General features: G+C 73.7%; 17 protein-coding genes. 11 read left to right on the forward strand and 6 right to left on the reverse strand.

Annotated elements, in window-relative coordinates:
* The first annotated feature begins 104 nt into the window (after nucleotides 1–104).
* Both HA039_RS06785 and HA039_RS06790 read left to right on the forward strand, forming a co-directional pair.
* Entirely contained in the window at nucleotides 105–2,705 is a 2,601-nt protein-coding gene (locus HA039_RS06785) for a GTPase-associated protein 1-related protein (RefSeq protein ID WP_167025248.1), read from the forward strand.
* Nucleotides 2,706–3,124: 419 nt separating this feature from the next.
* The gene (locus HA039_RS06790) at nucleotides 3,125–3,748 is read left to right on the forward strand and encodes a hypothetical protein (RefSeq protein WP_167025251.1); all 624 of its coding nucleotides are present in this window, start codon (nucleotides 3,125–3,127) and stop codon (nucleotides 3,746–3,748) included.
* A gap of 175 nt (nucleotides 3,749–3,923) precedes the next feature.
* Here the strand turns inward: HA039_RS06790 and msrB are convergent, their stop codons facing one another.
* The 4 genes from msrB to HA039_RS06810 form a co-directional block, all read right to left on the reverse strand.
* Complete coding sequence (gene msrB / locus HA039_RS06795) at nucleotides 3,924–4,331, reverse strand: peptide-methionine (R)-S-oxide reductase MsrB (protein ID WP_167025254.1); 408 nt, start codon at nucleotides 4,329–4,331, stop codon at nucleotides 3,924–3,926.
* Nucleotides 4,332–4,361: 30 nt separating this feature from the next.
* Nucleotides 4,362–5,765, reverse strand: coding sequence for a UDP-N-acetylmuramate--L-alanine ligase (gene murC, locus HA039_RS06800; RefSeq protein ID WP_167025257.1), 1,404 nt, complete (start codon nucleotides 5,763–5,765; stop codon nucleotides 4,362–4,364).
* Nucleotides 5,766–5,834: 69 nt separating this feature from the next.
* Nucleotides 5,835–6,305 (reverse strand): indole-3-glycerol phosphate synthase, encoded by a 471-nt coding sequence (locus HA039_RS06805; RefSeq protein WP_167025261.1) that lies wholly within the window; start codon nucleotides 6,303–6,305, stop codon nucleotides 5,835–5,837.
* Nucleotides 6,306–6,527: 222 nt separating this feature from the next.
* Nucleotides 6,528–7,367 (reverse strand): pyrimidine reductase family protein, encoded by an 840-nt coding sequence (locus HA039_RS06810; RefSeq protein WP_167025264.1) that lies wholly within the window; start codon nucleotides 7,365–7,367, stop codon nucleotides 6,528–6,530.
* 206 nt (nucleotides 7,368–7,573) lie between these two features.
* On the opposite strand from HA039_RS06810, the gene zapE reads away from it, so the two are divergent.
* The 4 genes from zapE to HA039_RS06830 all read left to right on the forward strand — a co-directional run bounded on the left by zapE (nucleotide 7,574) and on the right by HA039_RS06830 (nucleotide 11,767).
* A complete protein-coding gene (zapE, locus tag HA039_RS06815) occupies nucleotides 7,574–8,680 on the forward strand; it encodes a cell division protein ZapE (protein ID WP_167025269.1) in 1,107 nt (368 codons plus the stop codon).
* Nucleotides 8,681–8,807: 127 nt separating this feature from the next.
* Complete coding sequence (locus HA039_RS06820; protein ID WP_167025274.1) at nucleotides 8,808–9,233, forward strand: OsmC family peroxiredoxin; 426 nt, start codon at nucleotides 8,808–8,810, stop codon at nucleotides 9,231–9,233.
* A 186-nt stretch (nucleotides 9,234–9,419) separates the two neighbouring features.
* Nucleotides 9,420–10,802 (forward strand): alkaline phosphatase PhoX, encoded by a 1,383-nt coding sequence (locus HA039_RS06825; protein WP_167025277.1) that lies wholly within the window; start codon nucleotides 9,420–9,422, stop codon nucleotides 10,800–10,802.
* Between the two features lie 110 nt (nucleotides 10,803–10,912).
* Nucleotides 10,913–11,767: a polysaccharide deacetylase family protein gene (locus HA039_RS06830; RefSeq protein ID WP_167025280.1), complete on the forward strand. Its 855-nt coding sequence runs from the start codon at nucleotides 10,913–10,915 to the stop codon at nucleotides 11,765–11,767.
* A 42-nt stretch (nucleotides 11,768–11,809) separates the two neighbouring features.
* On the opposite strand, the gene HA039_RS06835 is transcribed toward HA039_RS06830, so the two are convergent.
* Entirely contained in the window at nucleotides 11,810–11,995 is a 186-nt protein-coding gene (locus HA039_RS06835; protein WP_167021929.1) for a hypothetical protein, read from the reverse strand.
* An 87-nt stretch (nucleotides 11,996–12,082) separates the two neighbouring features.
* Nucleotides 12,083–12,757 carry an AIM24 family protein gene (locus tag HA039_RS06840; protein ID WP_167025283.1) on the reverse strand — a complete coding sequence of 225 codons (675 nt, stop codon included), beginning with the start codon at nucleotides 12,755–12,757 and terminating at the stop codon, nucleotides 12,083–12,085.
* A 71-nt stretch (nucleotides 12,758–12,828) separates the two neighbouring features.
* On the opposite strand from HA039_RS06840, the gene HA039_RS06845 reads away from it, so the two are divergent.
* From HA039_RS06845 to HA039_RS06865, 5 genes are all read left to right on the forward strand, one after another.
* Nucleotides 12,829–13,581, forward strand: a complete 753-nt coding sequence (locus HA039_RS06845; protein ID WP_167025286.1) for a peptidyl-tRNA hydrolase — start codon at nucleotides 12,829–12,831, stop codon at nucleotides 13,579–13,581.
* 112 nt (nucleotides 13,582–13,693) lie between these two features.
* Nucleotides 13,694–14,482: a DUF4142 domain-containing protein gene (locus HA039_RS06850; RefSeq protein WP_208298555.1), complete on the forward strand. Its 789-nt coding sequence runs from the start codon at nucleotides 13,694–13,696 to the stop codon at nucleotides 14,480–14,482.
* 161 nt (nucleotides 14,483–14,643) lie between these two features.
* The gene (locus tag HA039_RS06855; RefSeq protein WP_167025292.1) at nucleotides 14,644–15,972 is read left to right on the forward strand and encodes an MbnB/TglH/ChrH family RiPP precursor modification enzyme; all 1,329 of its coding nucleotides are present in this window, start codon (nucleotides 14,644–14,646) and stop codon (nucleotides 15,970–15,972) included.
* 6 nt (nucleotides 15,973–15,978) lie between these two features.
* Nucleotides 15,979–17,025, forward strand: a complete 1,047-nt coding sequence (locus tag HA039_RS06860) for a TIGR04222 domain-containing membrane protein (RefSeq protein ID WP_243869235.1) — start codon at nucleotides 15,979–15,981, stop codon at nucleotides 17,023–17,025.
* Between the two features lie 218 nt (nucleotides 17,026–17,243).
* Nucleotides 17,244–18,884 carry an alpha/beta hydrolase gene (locus HA039_RS06865; RefSeq protein WP_167025295.1) on the forward strand — a complete coding sequence of 547 codons (1,641 nt, stop codon included), beginning with the start codon at nucleotides 17,244–17,246 and terminating at the stop codon, nucleotides 18,882–18,884.
* Nucleotides 18,885–18,888: the final 4 nt, after the last annotated feature.

Genomic DNA, 18,888 nt, shown 5'->3' on the forward strand with positions numbered 1-18,888 from the left:
CCGCGAAGCCCCGTCCGTCTCGCCATCGGCCCCCGTGCGGCGCCGAATTGAAGTAGACATTGGCGAGCACACAGCAGGCACAGCAGACACAGGAGAGCCGGCGCATGAGCCTGGCACAGTTGCACTACACGTCCGTTCCGCCGGAATCCGGCGGCTCGGGTGTCCGGTTCACGGCCGTCACCGACGGGATCGCCCGGCCGCTCGTCGAAGAGGCCGGGCAGTTGCTCGGGTACGAGCCTCCGCGCGACGCCCCCGGCCGCCCCACGGACGCCGAACTCGCCGACTTCCCGCAGGCGTTCAGCCACAGCGCCCTCTCCGACGGCGGCCGGCTGCTGGCCCGGGCGGTCTGCGTGGGAGCCGAACCGGGCGGGCGCAGGAGCGCGTTCCACGCGCACGCCGTGCTGCTGCCGCCCGGTGCGGGACTGCCGGGCGGCGCGCTGCCCATCACGGCCTGGAACTCGCCGCACTGGGCCGCCGCCACCCCGGACGGCGGTGTGCCCGAACCGCTGGACTCGCTGCCCGCCTCGGGCCTCTTCTACCGCGAGGGGCTGATCGGCTTCGCGGCGTCCCGCGCGCCGTGGCTGGCCGGGTACGTCGCCGGGCTGCGCGCGATCGCGACGCAGGAGGAGCCGGCCGACTCCCCCGAGGCGCCGCGGATCGTGCTCGTCGAGCGGCGCAGCGCGGACGTCGCGCAGTGGATCGCGCTGGCCGGGCACGTCCTGTCCGCCGCGGACGCCGCGCGGCTGACCTTCACCACGTACACCCGCCGCCCGCGCGAGGCCCCGCAGCGTGTCCTCGGGGTCCTGCCGGGCGACGCGCGGGGCCTCGCGGAGCAACCGCACCGCTACCGGGTGCTCGACTGCACCGAAGGCGCGCACCCGGACGCGGACGGCGCGCGGGACACCTGGGCCGGGACGGCGGCGCGCCTGTGGCTCGCGGGGGCGCCCGAGCTGTTCGAGGAGGCCGCCGCGCTGCCCGGAGGCCGGTTCCACCCGGGCGCGCTCGCCGCCGTGGCGCTGCGCGCGGGCGTGGACCCGGGGCCCGACGGCCGGGCGGAGGCGGCCGGTTGGGCGGGGACGCACGCGCGCGACCTGGACGACGAGCTCCTGCGGATACTCGTCGGCGCGTTGTGCGCGCCGAACGGGGAGGACCGTACGGCGGCGGAGACCCAGGCCCTCGCCGACCTCTTCGGCGCCCTCGCGAACCGCGCGCCGGACGACGTGACCGCGCCGCTCGCCGCACTCGTCCTGACGGAGGCGGTACGAGCGACCGGCACCGGGGCCCGCACCGGCGCGGGAGCCGACCCCGACGCGAAGCCGCTGACACCCCCCGGCCCCCCGGCATCCCCCGCGCCCTCCACATCCTCCGCGTCCCCCGCATCCCCCGCATCCCGCGAACTGCCCCTGCTCCCCGAACTTCAACTCCGCTCGCTGTCACCCGAGTTCAAACAGCGCCTCGGCGCCGAACTGGCCTTCGAGCTGCGCGCCGGCATCTCCGCCGGCCTCTCCACCGACCTCCCGGGCACCGGCCGGGACACCTCGCGCCCGGTCGGCCTGCTCCGGATCGCGGGCATTCTGGGCGTGGACTGCGCGGAGCTGCTGCCGGACCTCGCCGACCGGCTGGCCGGCGCGCTGCTGGCCGAACCGGAGAGCGCGTACACCCCCGCCGTACGAACCGCGCTGGAGGACCACTTCGAGCTGCGCGTCGCGTTGCTGAGCGCCCTGGACCGGCTCGCCGCCGCGGATCCGCCCGCCGCCACCCGCCTCCTGAACCGGACCACCCTCTCCCTCGACGGCGTCCAGTCGCTGCCGCACCTGCGGATGTGCGCCGAGTCCCCCGCCCCGTGGTCGGTGACCGGCCCGCCCGCGAGCGGCGCCGACCAGGACCGCGTGGCCGCCCTCGCCGGTGTCCTGCGGGCCGCGGGGGTCTCGCCGTTCGCCGAACCGCCCGTCCTGCGCACGGCTGTACGCCTGGTGTGGGCCGACGGTACGCCCACGGCGGGCGAGGCCCGCCGCATGCTCGGCGAGACCGGTTCCGACGCCCACCGCGCGGCCGGCACCTGGGCCACCCTGGTCGCCGCCGCGCTCGGCGGCCCCGGTGACGACCCGGACGCCCCGGACCTCGCGCACGACCTGCTGCGCAGCTTCCCCGAGAAGCTGGAACCGCGGGTGCGCTCGGCCCTGTTGCTCCTGGAGTTCGCCGGGGACCTGCGGGCCGGGCGGGCGCCCACCGGCTGGACCGTACGGGCCCGCCTGCTGCGCGCGGACGCCGAGCCGGTCGAACCGGGCGTGCTGGACCAGGCGTTGGGCGCGCTCGCCCGCCAACTCCTCTCCGAGGACCGGCCGAACGGTGAGCTGTACGACCTGATCCACGCCGACGACGCGGACCTCCTCGCCGCCTACGACCGGGCCGCCCGCGCGGACGCGACCCGCGAGCGGCTGCGTACCGTACCGGCGTACACGGCCGACTGCTTCATCGCCTGGAGCTCGTTCCCCGGGGCCAACCCGGCCTGGGACCGCACCCGTACCGCCCTCCTCGACAAGGTGTTGCGGCCCGCCGTACGGTCCCTGCCCGCCGAGGACCTCGCGGCGGTGGAGGAGAGCTTCGGCCGGGCCGGCCGCCACCACACCGAGGAGTTCCGCACCTGGAACCGCCCGGGAACCCTGAGCCGCCTGGGCCTAGCCCTCCGACGCCGAACGAGCTGACCCCGCACAGAACAACAAACGCCGGACGGGCACGAACCCGTCCGGCGTCTACACCGCCACCACATGAACGTCCGGTGGATCCAGCACCCCGAGACAGGCGTGGATGTCGTCCGGATCGCTGGTGAAGACCACCGCGCTGCCGTGCCGCCTGTCCGATCGCCGTACCCGAGCCTCCGGCTCCTATGGCTGAACGGCGACGGCATGGATCCCGGACGCCCGCAGCTTTCGAGCCGGCGACTCCATCTCGGCCACGATGCCTGAGTAGGCACCGGTCACGGCATTGCGCGCCGAGGGGATCCACCCGCAGCGGCGCTGAGCCACGCTGGGACAACAGCCGTCCAGGTTCCCCTTGGAGGCGCACCAGAACCACAGCCTTTGAGCTACGTCGCGCTGCCAGGGAAGCACTAGCCTGAGCCGCCGTGAGCACGGACATCCATGGCGGCATCGAGTTCCGCCATCCCGGCGTCGACGCCGGCTACTACGACGGCGAACCGTGGGTCATGGCGATGGACCTGTGGCCGCTGTACGACCAGAGCGACTACGCCGCCTTCGGCTACCTCTTCGGAGTGCGCAACTACGCGGGCTTCCGTCCTCTCGCCGCCGACCGCGGCCTTCCTCCTGACCTGTCGGACGGCCTGCGGGCCGAACTGGAGCTGATGGTGGAGGCCGGGGAACTCCACGGCGCCACCTGGGTCAGTTGGGCGGAACTCTCCCGGCTGGACCTCACGTCCGCGCCCGCCGGGTACGCCGGCCGGCTGACCTGGTCGAGAGAGTCCCTGCCTTCACTCCTGCACCAGCGGCTCGTCCCCGCTCAGTGGCCTCGGGAAGTGCTCGAGGCCGTAGGGCCGCCACCTCTCGGCCTCGACCGTTCCGCTCATCTCACGGAATGGGTCACCGGAGACCTGCGCTGCCGCTACGAGCCCTTGACTGCCGGCTTCCTCTTGGGGAGTACGACCCAGTGGCCGCACGTCTTCGCGGTGATGAAGGCGCTGGCGGGCCGGTTCGGCGAGGAGGAGATTCGGCTTGTCGTCGCCTTCGACTGATGTACGTACGCCTACTCGTCGATACCGATCAGGCGGCTCCGGGCAAGGGTCTTCGGATCCGCGTGTCCTCGCACCAGGAGGAACTCGGCCTCCGGGGCAAGCCCACCCCGTGACGTGAGAGCTTTCGGCGGGCCGGCCGCGTCCGCGCCCGCCCGCCGTCAGCTCCTGGTTGCCGTCAGCCCTCGTCGGGGGTCAGGCGCAGGGAGATGCTGTTGATGCAGTAGCGCTGGTCGGTCGGGGTGCCATAGCCCTCGCCCTCGAAGACGTGGCCCAGGTGGGAGCCGCAGCGGGCGCAGCGCACCTCGACCCGGGTCATGCCGAGGGAGCGGTCCTCGATCAGTTCGACCGCGTCCGAGTCCTTCGGGTCGTAGAACGACGGCCAGCCGCAGTGCGACTCGAACTTCGTGTCGGAGCGGAACAGCTCGGCGCTACAGGCCCGGCAGGAGTAGACGCCGGTCGTCTTCGTGTCGGTGTACTCGCCGGTGAAGGCGGGCTCGGTGCCGGCCTTGCGGAGCACCTTGTACTCCGCGGGGGACAGCTCGGCGCGCCACTGCTCGTCCGGCTTCTCGATGTCGTACGCCATTGCGCACACGCTCCCTCGGTCGGTGTACCTCTATGCGGACAGGCGGGCCAGGATCAGCGGACCGAGGTCCGTGACGTCGCCGGCGCCCATGGTGAGAACGAGATCACCGGGTCCCGCCATTCCCGCGACGAGGCCGGCCACCGCGTCCTTGTCGTGCGCGGCCGTGACCTGGGCGCCCGCGGCCGTGGCCGCGTCGATGATCAGCGCGCTGGTGATGCCCGGGATCGGGTCCTCGCGGGCCGGGTAGATGTCCAGGACCAGCGAGGAGTCGGCGAGGGCGAGGGCCTGGCCCATCTCGGTGCCCAGCTCCTGCGTACGGGAGAACAGGTGCGGCTGGAAGACGACGAGCAGCCGGGAGCCCCCGGGTGCGGCGGCGCGCATCGCCTCCAGGTCGGCGGTCATCTCCGTGGGGTGGTGCGCGTAAGAGTCGACGACCTGGACCCCGGCGGCCTCGCCCTTGAGCTGGAGGCGGCGCTTGACGCCGGTGTACGTGCCGATCGCCGACGCAAGGTTGTGCGCCGGGATGCCGAGCGCGACCCCCGCGGCCAGCGCGGCGACCGCGTTGAGCGCGTAGTGGCGGCCGGGGACCGACACCGCGAAGGTCAGGTAGCGGCCGTCGAGCACGACGGTCACCTCGCTGGTCAGACCGCGCGCGGTGATCTTGTGGACCCGTACGTCCGCGGCCGCCGCCTCACCGTAGGTGACCACCTTGAGCGTGGACAGGTCCCGTACCCGCGAGGCCAGCTCCACGGCGCCCGCCTGGTCGGCCGAGATCACCAGGGTGCCGCCCGGCACGACCTTGCCGACGAACGTCTCGAAGGACTCGTAGATCTCGTCCATCGACGCGTAGTTCGCGTGGTGGTCCAGCTCGACGTTGAGGACGATCGCGACCTCGGGGTCGTACTTCTGGAAGCTGCGGTCGCTTTCATCCGCCTCGGCCACGAAGATCTCGCCCTCGCCGTGCCGGGCGTTCGTCCCCGGGCCTTCGAGGTCGCCGCCGATCGCGTACGACGGGTCGAGGCCCAGCTCGGTGAGGGCGACGGCCAGCATGGACGTCGTGGTGGTCTTGCCGTGGGTGCCGGCGACGGCGATCGGGCGCAGGCCGCCCATCAGCGAGGCGAGCGCGTCCGAGCGGTGCACGACGGGCACGCCCAGCTCGGCGGCGCGGGCCAGCTCGGGGTTGTCGGCCCGGATCGCGCTGGAGACGACCACGCACGAGGCGTCGTCGGCGAGGTGCGCCGCCGCGTGCCCGACGTGCACGGTGGCCCCCAGCGCGCGCAGGGCCTGGGCAGTCTCCGACTCCTTCGCGTCGCTGCCCGCGACCTTGGCCCCGCGCGCGGCGAGGATCTTGGCGATTCCCGACATTCCGGCGCCGCCGATGCCGATGAAGTGCGGCCGTTCCAGGGCGGTGGGGATGCCGGGTGCCGGTGCCATCTGTATGTCTCCCAAGGTGCTGGCGGGGCGTGGCGCGTGCGCCAGGTCACGCGCTGTGTGCCGCCCAGCCTATTCGCTGTGCGCGAAGAGTTTGAGCACCGGTACGCCGACCTTGTGGCGGGCCCTGGACGCCCAGTCGCGGTGGAAGAACTCCTCCACGTAGTGCGGCTCGGTCATGACGATGACCTCGTCGGCCCCGGACTCGTCGACGACGGCCTTGAGTCTGTCGAGCGGGTGTGACTCGACGACCTCGCCGGAGGCCTGCGAGCCGTGCGCGCGCAGCGCGGCCAGCGAGTGGGCCAACGCCTTCTCGGCCGGCAGGCGCGCCTCCTCGCCCTCCGGTTCCTCGCCCTCCTGGGTGGCTTCGCGCAGCTCGCCCACCGCGACGTCGTCGATGGCGCGCAGCAGCACGTCGGCCTGGTCCCCGCGGGGCTGCATGAGCACGACGAACGCGGTCGCCTCGTCCCCGTGGAGTGTGGTGACAAATTCCACGTCCTCGGGCGTCAGGGGCTTCTCGATCATCAATACGCTTGTGAACACGTTGGACGCCCTTCGTCTTCATGGGCACGTTCGCCCGTTTCCTACGCACGTTCTGCCCGTTCGCGGGCACGTTCGGCCCACTGCGGAAACCATCCTTCCCCGCGCGGACACGGGGACTGCGAGAGTAAGTCTGCCCAGCGGGAGCTAAGCGGAACGGCAAATTCCGGTGAGGGTCGGACCCGGTCCCGCCGGGCCCCGCCGGGAGGGGCGGGGATCCCGCCGTCAGGGGCGGCGGTACCGGCCGAACAGGAACCCGTCCTCCTCCAGGAGGGAGGCCAGGGCGAACCGTTCCGGTACGGCGAGGGCCGGTCCGCCCGCGATGCGCTGCGCGTACCCGGAAGTGAGCGTCGGAGACAGCGACAGGCACAGTTCGTCCAGGACGCCGGCCGCCACGAACTGGCCGAGCAGCCGGGGCCCGCCCTCCGTGAGCAGCCGCCGCAGGCCGCGTCCGGCCAGCGCCCGCACGGCCAGGAGCGGGTCCACGCCCGCGCCGTCCCCGGCGACCAGCACCTCGGCGCCGGCCTCCCGGGCGGCCAGGACCCGGTCGGCGGGCGCGGCGGCCCCGGTCAGCACCAGGGTCGGGACGAGCGGCTCGGTGAACAGGGGCAGCGTGAAGTCCAGGTCCAGGCTGGCGGTGACCACGGCGATGACGGGGGCGGGGCCCTGGCCGGCGGCGGCGCGGCGGGCGGCGAAGGCCTCCCGGGCGCGGGCCGGCCGGTAGCCCTCCTGCCGAACCGTTTCCGCACCCACCACCACGGCGTCGGCGAGCGCCCGCAGCGTGCCGAAGATCCGCATGTCCGCGTCCGAGGAGAGCGCCTGCGAGCGGCCGTCGTGCTGGGCGGCGCCGTCGAGGGTGGACACCATGTTGGCCCGGAGCCACACACCGGTGGCCGCGTCGTTGGTCTCTCCCCCCTCGACCGCCGGGTAGGCGTACAGGTCCGCCAGCGCGTCCAGCGTCCACTCGGGCTCGGTGGCCGCCGGGCTCTGCTCAGGCGCGGCCGCACGGCCCTGCCCGGTCGCGGCCGTACGTGTCTGATCGGTCACAGGGAACAGGCGTCGCATGCCCAGCAGTCTGGCACGCCCCCCGCGCCCTCACCGGTCTGTCCGCGCACGTCGGCGCGGTCGCGCGCCCCTCGGCCACGCCCGCCCGCGCCCCGCCCCCGGCGCCTCCTCCCGCACCCCGGCCGCCCCACCCCTCCCACCCGGCAGCCCCACGGCCCCCGGCACCCCCCCACCCGCCTCCGACCTCCCCACTAGACTTGATCGCTGTGTCGACCTTCCCTCCCGCGTCCGGGCGCCACCCCGCGTCCGACGTGGTCCCGTTGTCCCTGTGCGCCCGTGCACCGCGTGTCCCCGCCGACCGGCTGGTCGCGGAGATGGTGCCGCCGCCGCGCTTCGACTCCGTACGTTTCGACACCTACGTGCCCGACCCGAACCAGCCCAGCCAGACCGAGGCGGTGACGGTCCTGAGCGCCTTCGCGGCCGGTCTCGGCGGCGGGGCGCACTCCTCCGGGAGCGGGGGCCAGGGGGGCCCGCGCCGCTGGTTCGGCCGCAAGCCCGCCGAGCCGGCCGGCCCGCGCGGCGTCTACCTGGACGGCGGGTACGGCGTCGGCAAGACCCACCTGCTGGCGTCCCTGTGGCACGCCACCCCCGCCGCGCCCGAGGTCAAGGCGTTCGGCACCTTCGTGGAACTGACCAACCTGGTCGGTGCGCTCGGCTTCCAGGAGACCGTACGGACCCTCGGCGGCCACCGGCTGCTGTGCATCGACGAGTTCGAGCTGGACGACCCGGGCGACACGGTGCTCGTCTCGACGCTCCTCGGCAAGCTGGTCGACGCCGGGGTGGCCCTGGCCGCGACCTCGAACACCCTGCCCGGCAAGCTCGGTGAGGGGCGCTTCGCCTCGGTCGACTTCCTGCGGGAGATCCAGGGGCTGGCGTCCCGCTTCCGGTCGCTGCGCATCGACGGCGACGACTACCGGCACCGGGGCCTGCCCGAGGCGCCGCCCCCGTACTCCGAGGAACAGGTCACCAAGACCGCGTACGCCACCGAGGGCGCGAGCCTCGACGACTTCCCCGCGCTGCTGGGGCATCTCGCCACGGTCCACCCCAGCCGCTACGGCGCGTTGACGGAGGGACTGCGGGCGGTCTGCCTCACGGACGTCCGGGCGGTGCCCGACCAGTCGACCGCGCTGCGGCTGGTCGTACTCGCCGACCGTTTGTACGACCGTGAGGTCCCCGTCCTCGCCTCCGGGCTGCCCTTCGACCGGCTGTTCAGTGACGAGATGCTGAACGGCGGCTACCGGAAGAAGTACTTCCGGGCGATCTCGCGGCTGACGGCCCTGGCGCGGGACGCGAAACGTCTGGTGGCGCAGTAGGTTCGTAGGCATGACTCGTCGCCGTGGCGGATCGGGCGGGCCGCTCGCGCGACCGGCCGGAACACGGCGGCGGCACACGCGGTTCAGCACACCGATCATCAGCTCGACCGATCAGAAGGGTTCCATCATGGCCGCTACGCGACAGGCTCACACCGTCTGGGAGGGCAACCTCATCCAGGGCAAGGGCGTCATCACCTTCGACTCCTCCGGCATCGCCGAGCAGCCGGTCACCTGGGCCTCCCGCGCCGAGCAGGCGAACGGCAAGACGAGCCCCGAGGAACTGATCGCGGCCGCCCACTCGAGCTGCTTCTCGATGGCCCTGTCGAACGGTCTCAGCAAGGCCGGCACCCCGCCGACCCGGCTGACGACCCAGGCCGACGTCACCCTCACCCCCGGCACGGGCATCACCGGCATCCACATCACCGTGGAGGGCGAGGTCGAGGGCGTGGACGAGGCGGCGTTCGTCGCGGCGGCCGAGGACGCGAAGGCGAACTGCCCGGTCAGCCAGGCCCTCACCGGCACGACGATCACCCTGAGCGCCAAGCTCGCCTGACCGGCCGGCGCAGGCAGTCGCCGTACGGCCGCCGTCGGCGCTCGCCGTCCGGCCGCCGTCCGGCCGCCTTTCGGCCGCCGCACGCGACACACGAGGCCCGTCGTGGCCCGCATGGTTCACGCGCCCCACGGCACGTGCTACACACATGCGGGTCACGTCTCCTGTCCGCCAGCAGGGAGTTGCCTCATGTCCGCGACACGACGTCAGATCCTCGCCCGCACCGGTGCCACCGCCGCCGGGATCGCCTTCACCGGAGCGGTGTCCGAACTCTTCACCGGTACGGCGGCGGCGGCCACGGCCGCCCGCGAGTCCGCCCCGGGCCGCGGGGGCTACGGCCCGCTCGTGCCCGACCCCGACGGTCTGCTCGACCTCCCCGAAGGATTCCGCTACACCGTCCTGTCCCGCGAGGGCGAACCGCTGCGCTCCGGCGAGGGCCTGGTCCCCGGGAGCCACGACGGCATGGCCGCCTTCGCCGGCCACCGCGGCCGCGTCCATCTCGTACGGAACCACGAGAACCACGCCGACGCCCGCATCCCGGTCCCGGCCGTCCCCGGCATCACGTACGACCCGATGGGCCGGGGCGGGTGCACGGCCATCGAGATGGACGGCCGGAACAACGTCCTCGGCGAGCGCGTCGCCATCGCCGGCACGGCCGTCAACTGCGCGGGCGGGCCCACCCCGTGGGGCACCTGGCTGACCTGCGAGGAGACCGAGGCCAAGGCCGGGACCGACGGCTACACCAAGGACCACGGCTACATCTTCGAGGTGGACGGCGACGATCCGCGCCGCACCGGCGCCGTACCGCTGACCGCCATGGGCCGGTTCGCGCACGAGGCGATCGCCGTCGACCCGGGCAGCGGGATCGTGTACGAGACGGAGGACGCCTTCGAGAAGCCGTTCGGGCTCTTCTACCGCTTCCTGCCGCGCAAACCGCGGGGAGGAATCGGTTCTCTCCGGGCGGGCGGCGAGCTGGAGGCCATGCGCGTACCGGGCGTGCCCGACCTGTCGGTCGTCCAGGAGGCCGGCGCGACCTTCGACCGTGTCGAATGGGTCCCCGTGCCCGACCCGTCGGCGAAGGAGACCGGCATCCGCTTCCAGGACTTCGGGCGCAGGGGCATCACCCACGCGCAGAAGCTGGAGGGCTGCTACTGGGGCGGCAGCGCGGTCTACTTCGTGTCCAGCTTCGCGCAGCGCGCGATCGGCTCGGCCGCCGACCACTTCGGGCAGGTGTGGCGGTACGAGCCGGGGCGCCGCCGCCTCACGCTGGTGATCGTGTTCGGCCCCGACACGGACGTCCAGCTGCCGGGCGAGTCCCCCGACAACATCTGTCTGGCGCCGAGCGGCGGGCTGATGGTCTGCGAGGACGGCGGGGGCGCGCAGCACGTCCTCGGGGTGACCCGGCACGGCGAGGTGTACGCGATGGCGCGCGGCGCGCAGAACATCGGCACGCCCGACCGTCCGGAGTGGGGCGAGTTCGCGGGGGTCACCTTCGCGCCGGACGGCGGGACGATGTACGTCAACTGCTACAAGCCGGGGACGACCTTCGCGGTCACGGGCCCCTGGCACTGAGCGGTGCTTCCGTCGCCGGGCGGGTCGCGGTGCGGCCCGCCCGGCGACGGATTCGCCGACCCCTCACGCCGCACCACCGAATTGACCGTATGATCATATATTTTGCGTGAATGATCCGATACGCACCCCTGCGCGCGCTGCTCGGCGCCACCCTCGTGAGCCTGACCCTGGCCGGCTGCGGCACCACCTCCCCGGCCTCGTCCTCGGCCTCCCCCTCGGCGCCCCCGGCCCGCGCCGCCGCGCCCAGACCCGTGGTGGCGCAGCGGCCGCCGACCGTCGCGCCGGGTCCCGGCGGCCTGACCCCGGTCTTCCGGCGGGGCACGCGGGACGCGGGGAAGGCCGTGGCGCTCACCTTCGACGCGGACATGACGGCGGATCAGGGGAAGCGGGCGGCGCGGGGCGAGCGGTTCGACAACCCCGCGCTGATCGCGCTGCTGCGCCGCCTGGAGGTCCCGTCGACGATCTTCATGACGGGGCGGTGGGCGGAGGAGTACCCGGCCCAGGCGCACGAGATCGGCAACGACCCGCTCTTCGAGATCGCCAACCACTCTTACAGCCACTACTCCTTCGCCGGTGACTGCTACGGACTCCCGCGGCTGGACCGGGAGCGGATCGCCCCGGACGTACGGCGGGCCTTCGCCGCGTTCCGGGCGGTCGGCGCGCGCCAGGTCGTGCCCTACTTCCGCTTCCCCGGCGGCTGCTACGACGCGGCGGCGCTGCGCGCCCTGGCGCCGGCGCGGGTGACGGCGGTGCAGTGGGACGTGGTGGGCGGCGACGCGTTCGCCACGGACGCGGACGCCGTGGCGCGGCAGGTGCTGGACGCGGTCACGCCGGGGTCGCTGGTGGTGCTGCACTGCACGCGCAGCGCGGCGCCCGTGACGGAGGACGCGGTCCTGCGGATCGTGCCCGAGCTGCGGAAGCGCGGGTACCGCCTGGTCAAGGTCTCGGACCTGATGCGGCGCTGAGTCACGCCGACGGCCCGGGGCGCACGAGGACGCGGCTCCGGGTCAGCCCGAGCAGGCCATCCGCTGGGCCTCCTGCCACTCGCAGACGGGGCAGAGCGTCGCGCCCTTGACCGTCTCCGGGTACTCGGTGGGCTTCCGGCACAGCACGCACTCGGCGTACGCGGTCTCCCGCGCCGCGGTCGTGCCCGCCGCCTCTTCCTCCGTGGTGATGCCTCCGCTGTCCGCCATATCCTCCAGCGTACTCAGCCGGGGGCCCCGGCGGACCGGGTGCGCCGGACGGGATCGCGCCCGCGCGCGGCGCCCCCGGTCCCGGTGTCAGCCGGTCGCCTTCGGGGGCGTGACCTCGCTCGGCCGCACGATCACGAAGCCCTCGCCCTGGAGCATCAGCTGGACGGCCTCGCCCGAGCCGCCGCGGATCATCGAACCGACGGACTGGGAGCGGTGGAGCGACGTGCTGAGGTGCGCGCTCCAGCCGACGACCGCGTCCGTGTCCACGTACACCGGCGCCTGCGCGGTCACGGGGATCACGAGGGGGTTGCCGTCACAGATGACGGCGAGCTTGCCGTACCCGGTGAAGACGCTGTTGAAGAGGCCGCCGCCGGTCATGCCGGAGCCCTTCACCGTCTTGATCTCGTACGACAGCGTCGGGTCGAAGCACAGCACGTTGCGGCCGTTGATCGTGAGCGCGTCGCCCTGCTCGATCTCGACGATGAAACAGTTCTCCGCCTCGTGCGCGAACCACGCCTCCCCCTGGCCGCGGACGGCCATCAGCGCCAGGCCCTCACCGGTGACGGCGCGCTTGAGCATGCCCCCTATGCCCTGGCCCTTGCGCTCGAACTGGAGGTTCCCGCGCCAGGCGATCATGGAGCCCTGGCGGGCGTGCATCTCGCCGTTGACGGCGTACTTGATCGATTTGGGGTTCTGGAGCGTCATCCCGGGGACGGTCGCCTGCTGTGCCATGTGCTCTGTGCCGAACAGATCGCTCTTCATGGCGAGCATCGTCGCGCGGAGGGGGTCGTTCCGCCAACCGGCCCGCCAGGACGGGCTGGCAGACTGGTGCCGTGAGCAGCGAAAGTACCTTCGAACCTGAGCAGAACGACCGGGACGCGGCCCCGCAGTACGTCCTGCCGCTGGTGGTCCGCATCGAGAAGGCCGCGCCCCCGGCCCGTACCGACGCGTTGGAGACGGCGGCGCGGGCGGTGCTCCTCATGCTGTCCGACGAGCGGTCGCTCGGGGAGGGCGAGGACGAGGGCGAGTGGGCGCGCGCGATGCGCGACTGGCAGGACGCGCGGATCCGCAAGGTGGTCCGGCGGGCGCGCGGCGCGGAGTGGCGGCGGGCCTCGGAGCTGCCCGGCCTGACGACCACCGGCGCGCACGCCGGGACCGCCGCCGGCGCCGCCCCGGACGTCCCTCCCGCCGAGGTACGGGTCTTCCCGCCGATCCCCCTCGACGGCTGGCCCAAGGAACTGGCCAAGCTCCAGGTCTCCGGCACCGATCTGGACGACCCCGCCCCGCCGCCCGCGCCCGACCCCGCACACCCCGTGCTGTGGCTGAACCCGGAGGTCGGGATGTCCGCGGGCAAGGCGATGGCCCAGGCCGGCCACGGCGCCCAACTCGCCTGGTGGGAGCTGTCGGACACGGACCGCAAGGCGTGGCGCGAGGCCGGTTTCCCGCTCGCCGTCCGTACCGCGGACCCCGCGCGCTGGCGGCGGCTCACCACGAGCGGGCTGCCGGTGGTCCGGGATGCCGGATTCACGGAGATCGCGCCCGGTTCCTGCACCGTGGTCGCTGATCATCCGGCGCTGAGGAGCTGAACACCGCGCCCCCGGATTACGTACCTCCCGGTACCGCCACGTAAGTTGAACGGCCCCGTCGGTCGGCGGTTCATGAAGCGGTGCACACATCGGCTCGGGAGGCAGCACATTGTTGCGACGCATCAACGGTACGGCGCTCATCATCGCGGCACTGGTCGCCACGGTCGGGGCACTGGCCTTCCCCGTCTGGTCGTACGCCGAACGTTCAGGTACGGGGCAGGCCAACCTCAACGCGTCGAGCGTGTCGACCCAGTGGGGTCCGCTCTCGGCGACCGACCGCGACTTCCTGGTCCGGGTGCGCCTGGCCGGGCTCTGGGAGCTGCCGGCGGGCCAGCAGGCCATCGAACGCGCCCCCAGCCAGGCCATCAAGGAGTGCGGTGACCACCTGGTGGTCGGGCACGCGGACCTCGACAAGCGGGCCCGTGACGTGGCGGCGAAGCTCGGCGTGGAGCTGCCGAACCAGCCCAACGAGCAGCAGCAGGGCTGGCTCAGGGAGCTGTCGGCGGCGACCGGCAAGGACTACGAGATCAAGTTCGCGAATCTGCTGCGCGCCGCGCACGGAAAGGTCTTCTCGCTCGTCGCGCAGGTCAGGAACAGCACGCGGAACACGCTGATACGGCAGCTGGCCAGCGACGCCAACCAGACGGTCCTGGACCACATCACGATGCTGGAGGCGACCGGCCTGGTCGACTTCGACGCCATCGCCAACGAGGCCGCGGGCGGCGCGACCGCCAGCCCCACGGGCCCGCCGCCGCCGGACGGCAACCTCCCGCCGTCGCCGCCGGCCGTCGTGCCGACCGGGGACGACCAGTCCTTCACCTCCCGGCCCTCCACGGGACCCGGCGCCCCGACGGCGATCAACACCGACCGCCCGGCGCCGGAGACCGGGGAGACCCCATGAGAGCGGTGAGGTGCCGGTGGACGCCGTGGGAGCGGTGAGGCGCCGGTAGCGGCCGGAACCTCAAATCAACCTCTGAACGTCCCCCTTCGCGGGTTCGCCGTCGTCCGGCGGGGCCATTACTCCTGCACCGCCACAGGTCGCGGGAGCGCGGAGGGGGATTCATGAACGGCACACCACAGCTGGGGATCGGGATCGGCTGGCGTCCGGAGATCGCGGACGCGATCGAGGGACTGTCCGGCGTCGACTGGGTCGAGGCGGTCGCGGAGAACGTCTGCCCGGGGCATCTGCCGGACGCGCTGGTCCGGCTCAGGGAACGCGGCGTCACCGTCGTTCCGCACGGCGTCTCGCTCGGCCTGGGCGGCGCGGACCGGCCCGACCCCCGCCGGCTCGCGGACCTCGCGGCCCGGGCGGAGGCGCTGGGCGCGCCGCTGGTCACGGAACACATCGCGTTCGTACGGGCCGGCGGGGCGCTGACGGCGTCGCCGGTGCTGGAGGCCGGTCATCTGCTGCCGGTGCCGCGCACCCGGGACGCGTTGCGGGTCCTGTGCGAGAACGTACGCATCGCGCAGGACTCGCTGCCCGTGCCGCTCGCCGTGGAGAACATCGCGGCGCTGATCGCGTGGCCGGGCGAGGAGATGAGCGAGGGGCAGTTCCTCGCGGAGCTGGTGGAGCGCACGGGCGTACGGCTGCTGATCGACGTCGCGAACCTGCACACGAACCACGTGAACCGCGGCGAGGACCCGGTCAGGGCGCTGGACGAGCTGCCCGTCGAGGCGATCGCGTACGTGCATGTCGCGGGCGGCCTGGAGCGGGACGGCGTGTGGCACGACACCCACGCCCATCCGGTCACCCGCCCCGTCCTGGACATCCTCGCGGAGCTGCGCGCCCGCGTCTCGCCGCCCGGCGTGCTGCTGGAGCGCGACGACAACTTCCCGCACGCGGCGGAACTGGCCGGTGAGCTGACGGCGATCCGGGAGACGGTCACCGCGGGGGCGGGGCCCGTGCGCGCTCGTCCGGTACGGGGACCGGAGCCGGTACGGGACGACGCGTCGCCCGTCGAGGCCGCCGAGGCCGCCGGGGACGACGTGCGGGCGCGGGTCGGGCTGGAGCAGGCCGCCCTGCTGTCGACGCTGGTGGCGGGCTCGCCCGTACCGGAGGGGTTCGACGCGCGGCGGCTGGAGGTGCAGAGCCGGGCGCTCGCGGCCAAGCGCGCCGACGTGGTCGCCAAGGTCGCTCCCGAGCTGCCGGAGATCCTCGGCGACGGCTACCGGGCCGCGTTCCTCGCGTACGCGCGGACCAGCCCGATGCGCGGAGGCTACCGCCGCGACGCGCTCGACTTCGCCGAGCACCTGCTGATCGCGGGACGCCCCGAGGACGGCGCCGCCCGGCGGCGGCTGACGCTCTGGTGGAAGGAACGCGCCGCCCCGCGCCCGCCGCGCCGGGCCACCCGTCTCGTCCGTGCCGCCCGTGCCGTTCTCGTGGGGAAGTGAGTGGTCATGACCGTTCTCGCCGTGGTGATCGCCCTCGCGGTCGTCGTCTCGTCCGTCCTGCTGATCCGTGGTGTGCGCCGCCTCCGCGGCCGGGCGGGCGGCGCACCCGCCCAGGTCCACGACGTCCTGGAGGGCGCCTTCCTCGCCGGGGGCCCCGGCCGGGTCGTGGACGCCGTGATCGCCGGGATGCAGGCCGACGGGCGGCTGACCATCGGCGGCCCCGGCATCGTCGCGCTGGGCCCGGGCGACGCGCGGGGCGACGTCGAACTGGCCGTGGTCCAGGAGCACGCCGCCGCGCCCAGCGGCGCCCTGCACACCCTGCGCCGCGCCGTGATGCGCGGTGCGGCCGTCCAGCGGGTCGGTGACACGCTCGCGGCGCGGGGGTTGCTGGTGCAGCCGGCCGCGGCCAAGCCGTACGCGCGCTGGGGGCTGATCCAGGGGGTGGCGAGCTTCGTCGCGGTGCCGTTCTCGGTCGTCACGGTGGGGGTGCTGTCGATGGACTCCGAGCCCGGCGGGGGCTTCCCGCCCGCGCTCGTCTCCCTGCCGCCGCTGATGATCGTGAGCACCGTCGTGGGCCTGGTCTGCGCGAGCCGTGCCAGGCGGCGGCTGACCGCCGCGGGCCAGGCGGCCCTGAAGGACTTCGTGCTGCGGGACCTCTCCTCCACGGACCCGGCCCGGGTGGTCGCCACCCGTGGCCCGCGGGCCCTGCCGGACGAGGAGCTGCGCCGGCACCTGGGGACGGCGGCGCGCGCCAGGCCCGAGGACCACCTCCTGCCGGCCGCCGTGGTGGTCGGAACGGCGGCGACCTGGTGCGCGGGCAGCGCGCCGGGCGCCAGTTGCGGGGCGAGCACGGACCGCTCGTCGCACGGCGGGCACCACAGTCACGGCGGGGGGGTGCGCCGCCTCGGGCGGCGGTTGCGGCCATGGAGGCGGCTCGGACAGCGGGGGCGGCTCCAGCTGCTCCGGGTCGAGCTGTGGCGGTTCCGGTTCGAGCTGCGGTGGGGGCGGCGGCGGGGGGTGCGGGGGCGGCGGCTCCTGAGCGAAGGCTCCTGACCGGGTGACACCCGGCAGGGAAGGGGGCGCGAGCGCCCGGAGTGCGCACCCGCACACTCCGGGCGCTTCCGCATCCCGGGAAGCGCTCCGGAGTGACACCACGGCGCATCGGAGTCATTGCCCCCGACACCGCCCCCCGGTCCTTGTCCCGCCCTCGCCCTCCGCCGAATCTCGGTCGTGCGCCCGGTCCCTCCGGCCGCCCGCACGAAGGGAACGCGATGAGAGCAGTAGCGAAGTACGGGGCTCTGACAACCCTGGGCTCCCTGGTCCTGACGGCCCTCGTCGCCGCCCCCGCGGACGGCGCGGACACCGGCGGCCCCCGGGCCACCACCCGCGAGACCCTCTCGGCCGAGGCGCACGGGGTCATCCGCGCCGCCGAGCGGGCCGCCGGGGCCGGGATCACCTTCGGCCGCTGCCCCAAGTCGGAGATGCTGTCCGCCCCCGTCACCTGCGGCACCGTCGAGGTCCCGCTCGACTACGCCGAGCCCGACGGAGCCACGATCAGGCTGACCGTCAGCCGGGCCCTCGCGAGCGGCGGGGTCGCGGACCGGCAGGGCGCGCTCGTCTACAACCCGGGCGGCCCCGGCGCCTCCGGCATGTACTTCCCGATGGCCGCGTCCCTGCCCAAGTGGAAGCGGATCGCCCAGGCGTACGACATCGTCGGCTACGCCCCGCGCGGCGTAGGCCGCTCCGCCCCGCTCTCCTGCCAGGACCCGGCGGACTTCGCCAAGGCGCCCTCCCCGTCGCCCACGCACCCCTCGGAGTCGTACAAGCGCGAACGGGTCGCCGAGGCGCAGGCGTACGCGCTGGGCTGCGCCCGCGGCGCCGGTCCGGCCCTGCGGCACTACACCTCGCTGAACAACGCCCGTGACCTCGACGTGCTGCGCGCGGCGCTCGGTGAGGAGAAGCTCACCTTCATGGGAGCCTCGTACGGTACGTACTTCGGTGCCCTGTACGCCTCGCTCTTCCCCGCGCACGTGCGGCGCATGGTCTTCGACTCGGCGGTCAACCCCGACCCCCGGCAGATCTGGTACGGCAACAACCTGGACCAGTCGCAGGCGTTCGAGCGGCGTTGGGCCGACTTCCGCACCTGGGTGGCCAAGCACGACAGGACGTACCACCTGGGCACCGACGCCGAGCAGGTGACGCGCAGTTACGAGCGGGTGCGGGCCCGGGTCGCGCACGAGCCGGCGGGCGGGACGGTGGGTCCGGCGCAGCTGCACGCGGCGATGCTCGGGGCCGGGTACTACGACGACTACTGGGTGATGCGGGCGACGGCGCTCTCCGAGTATCTGAAGGGCAACGAGAAGCCGTTGGTCGAGCAGGCCGCCCCGCGCGAGGGGGACGCCGCCGAGAACGAGAACGGCAACGCCGTGTACACGGCGGTCGAGTGCAACGACGCGCCCTGGCCGACCGATTGGCGGGTGTGGGACCGCGACAACACCCGGCTCGCGCGGACCGCGCCCTTCGAGACGTGGGACAACGCGTGGATGAACCTCCCCTGCGCTTTCTGGTCGGCGCCCCGGCAGAAGCCGCTGGACGTCCGCACCTGGCCCGGTGAGCTGCCGCCGACGCTGATCCTGGCGGCGGAGCGCGACGCGGCGACCCCGTACGAAGGGGCGCTGGAGCTGGAACGGCGGCTCGCCGGCTCGGTGCTGGTGACCGAACGGGACGCCGGGACGCACGGCATCGCGGGCGGCGACAACGCCTGCGTCAACCAGTACGTCGAGGACTACCTGTTGCGCGGGCGGACGCCGGAGCGGGGCGCGGCGTGCGCGCCGCACGCGGAGCCGGACCCGGTGTCGGCCACGAGGGACGCCGAGGTGGAGCGCAGGCTCCTCCCGTCCTCGCGGCTCTGAGCGT

This window comes from Streptomyces liangshanensis, assembly GCF_011694815.1.
Taxonomy (GTDB): domain Bacteria; phylum Actinomycetota; class Actinomycetes; order Streptomycetales; family Streptomycetaceae; genus Streptomyces; species Streptomyces liangshanensis.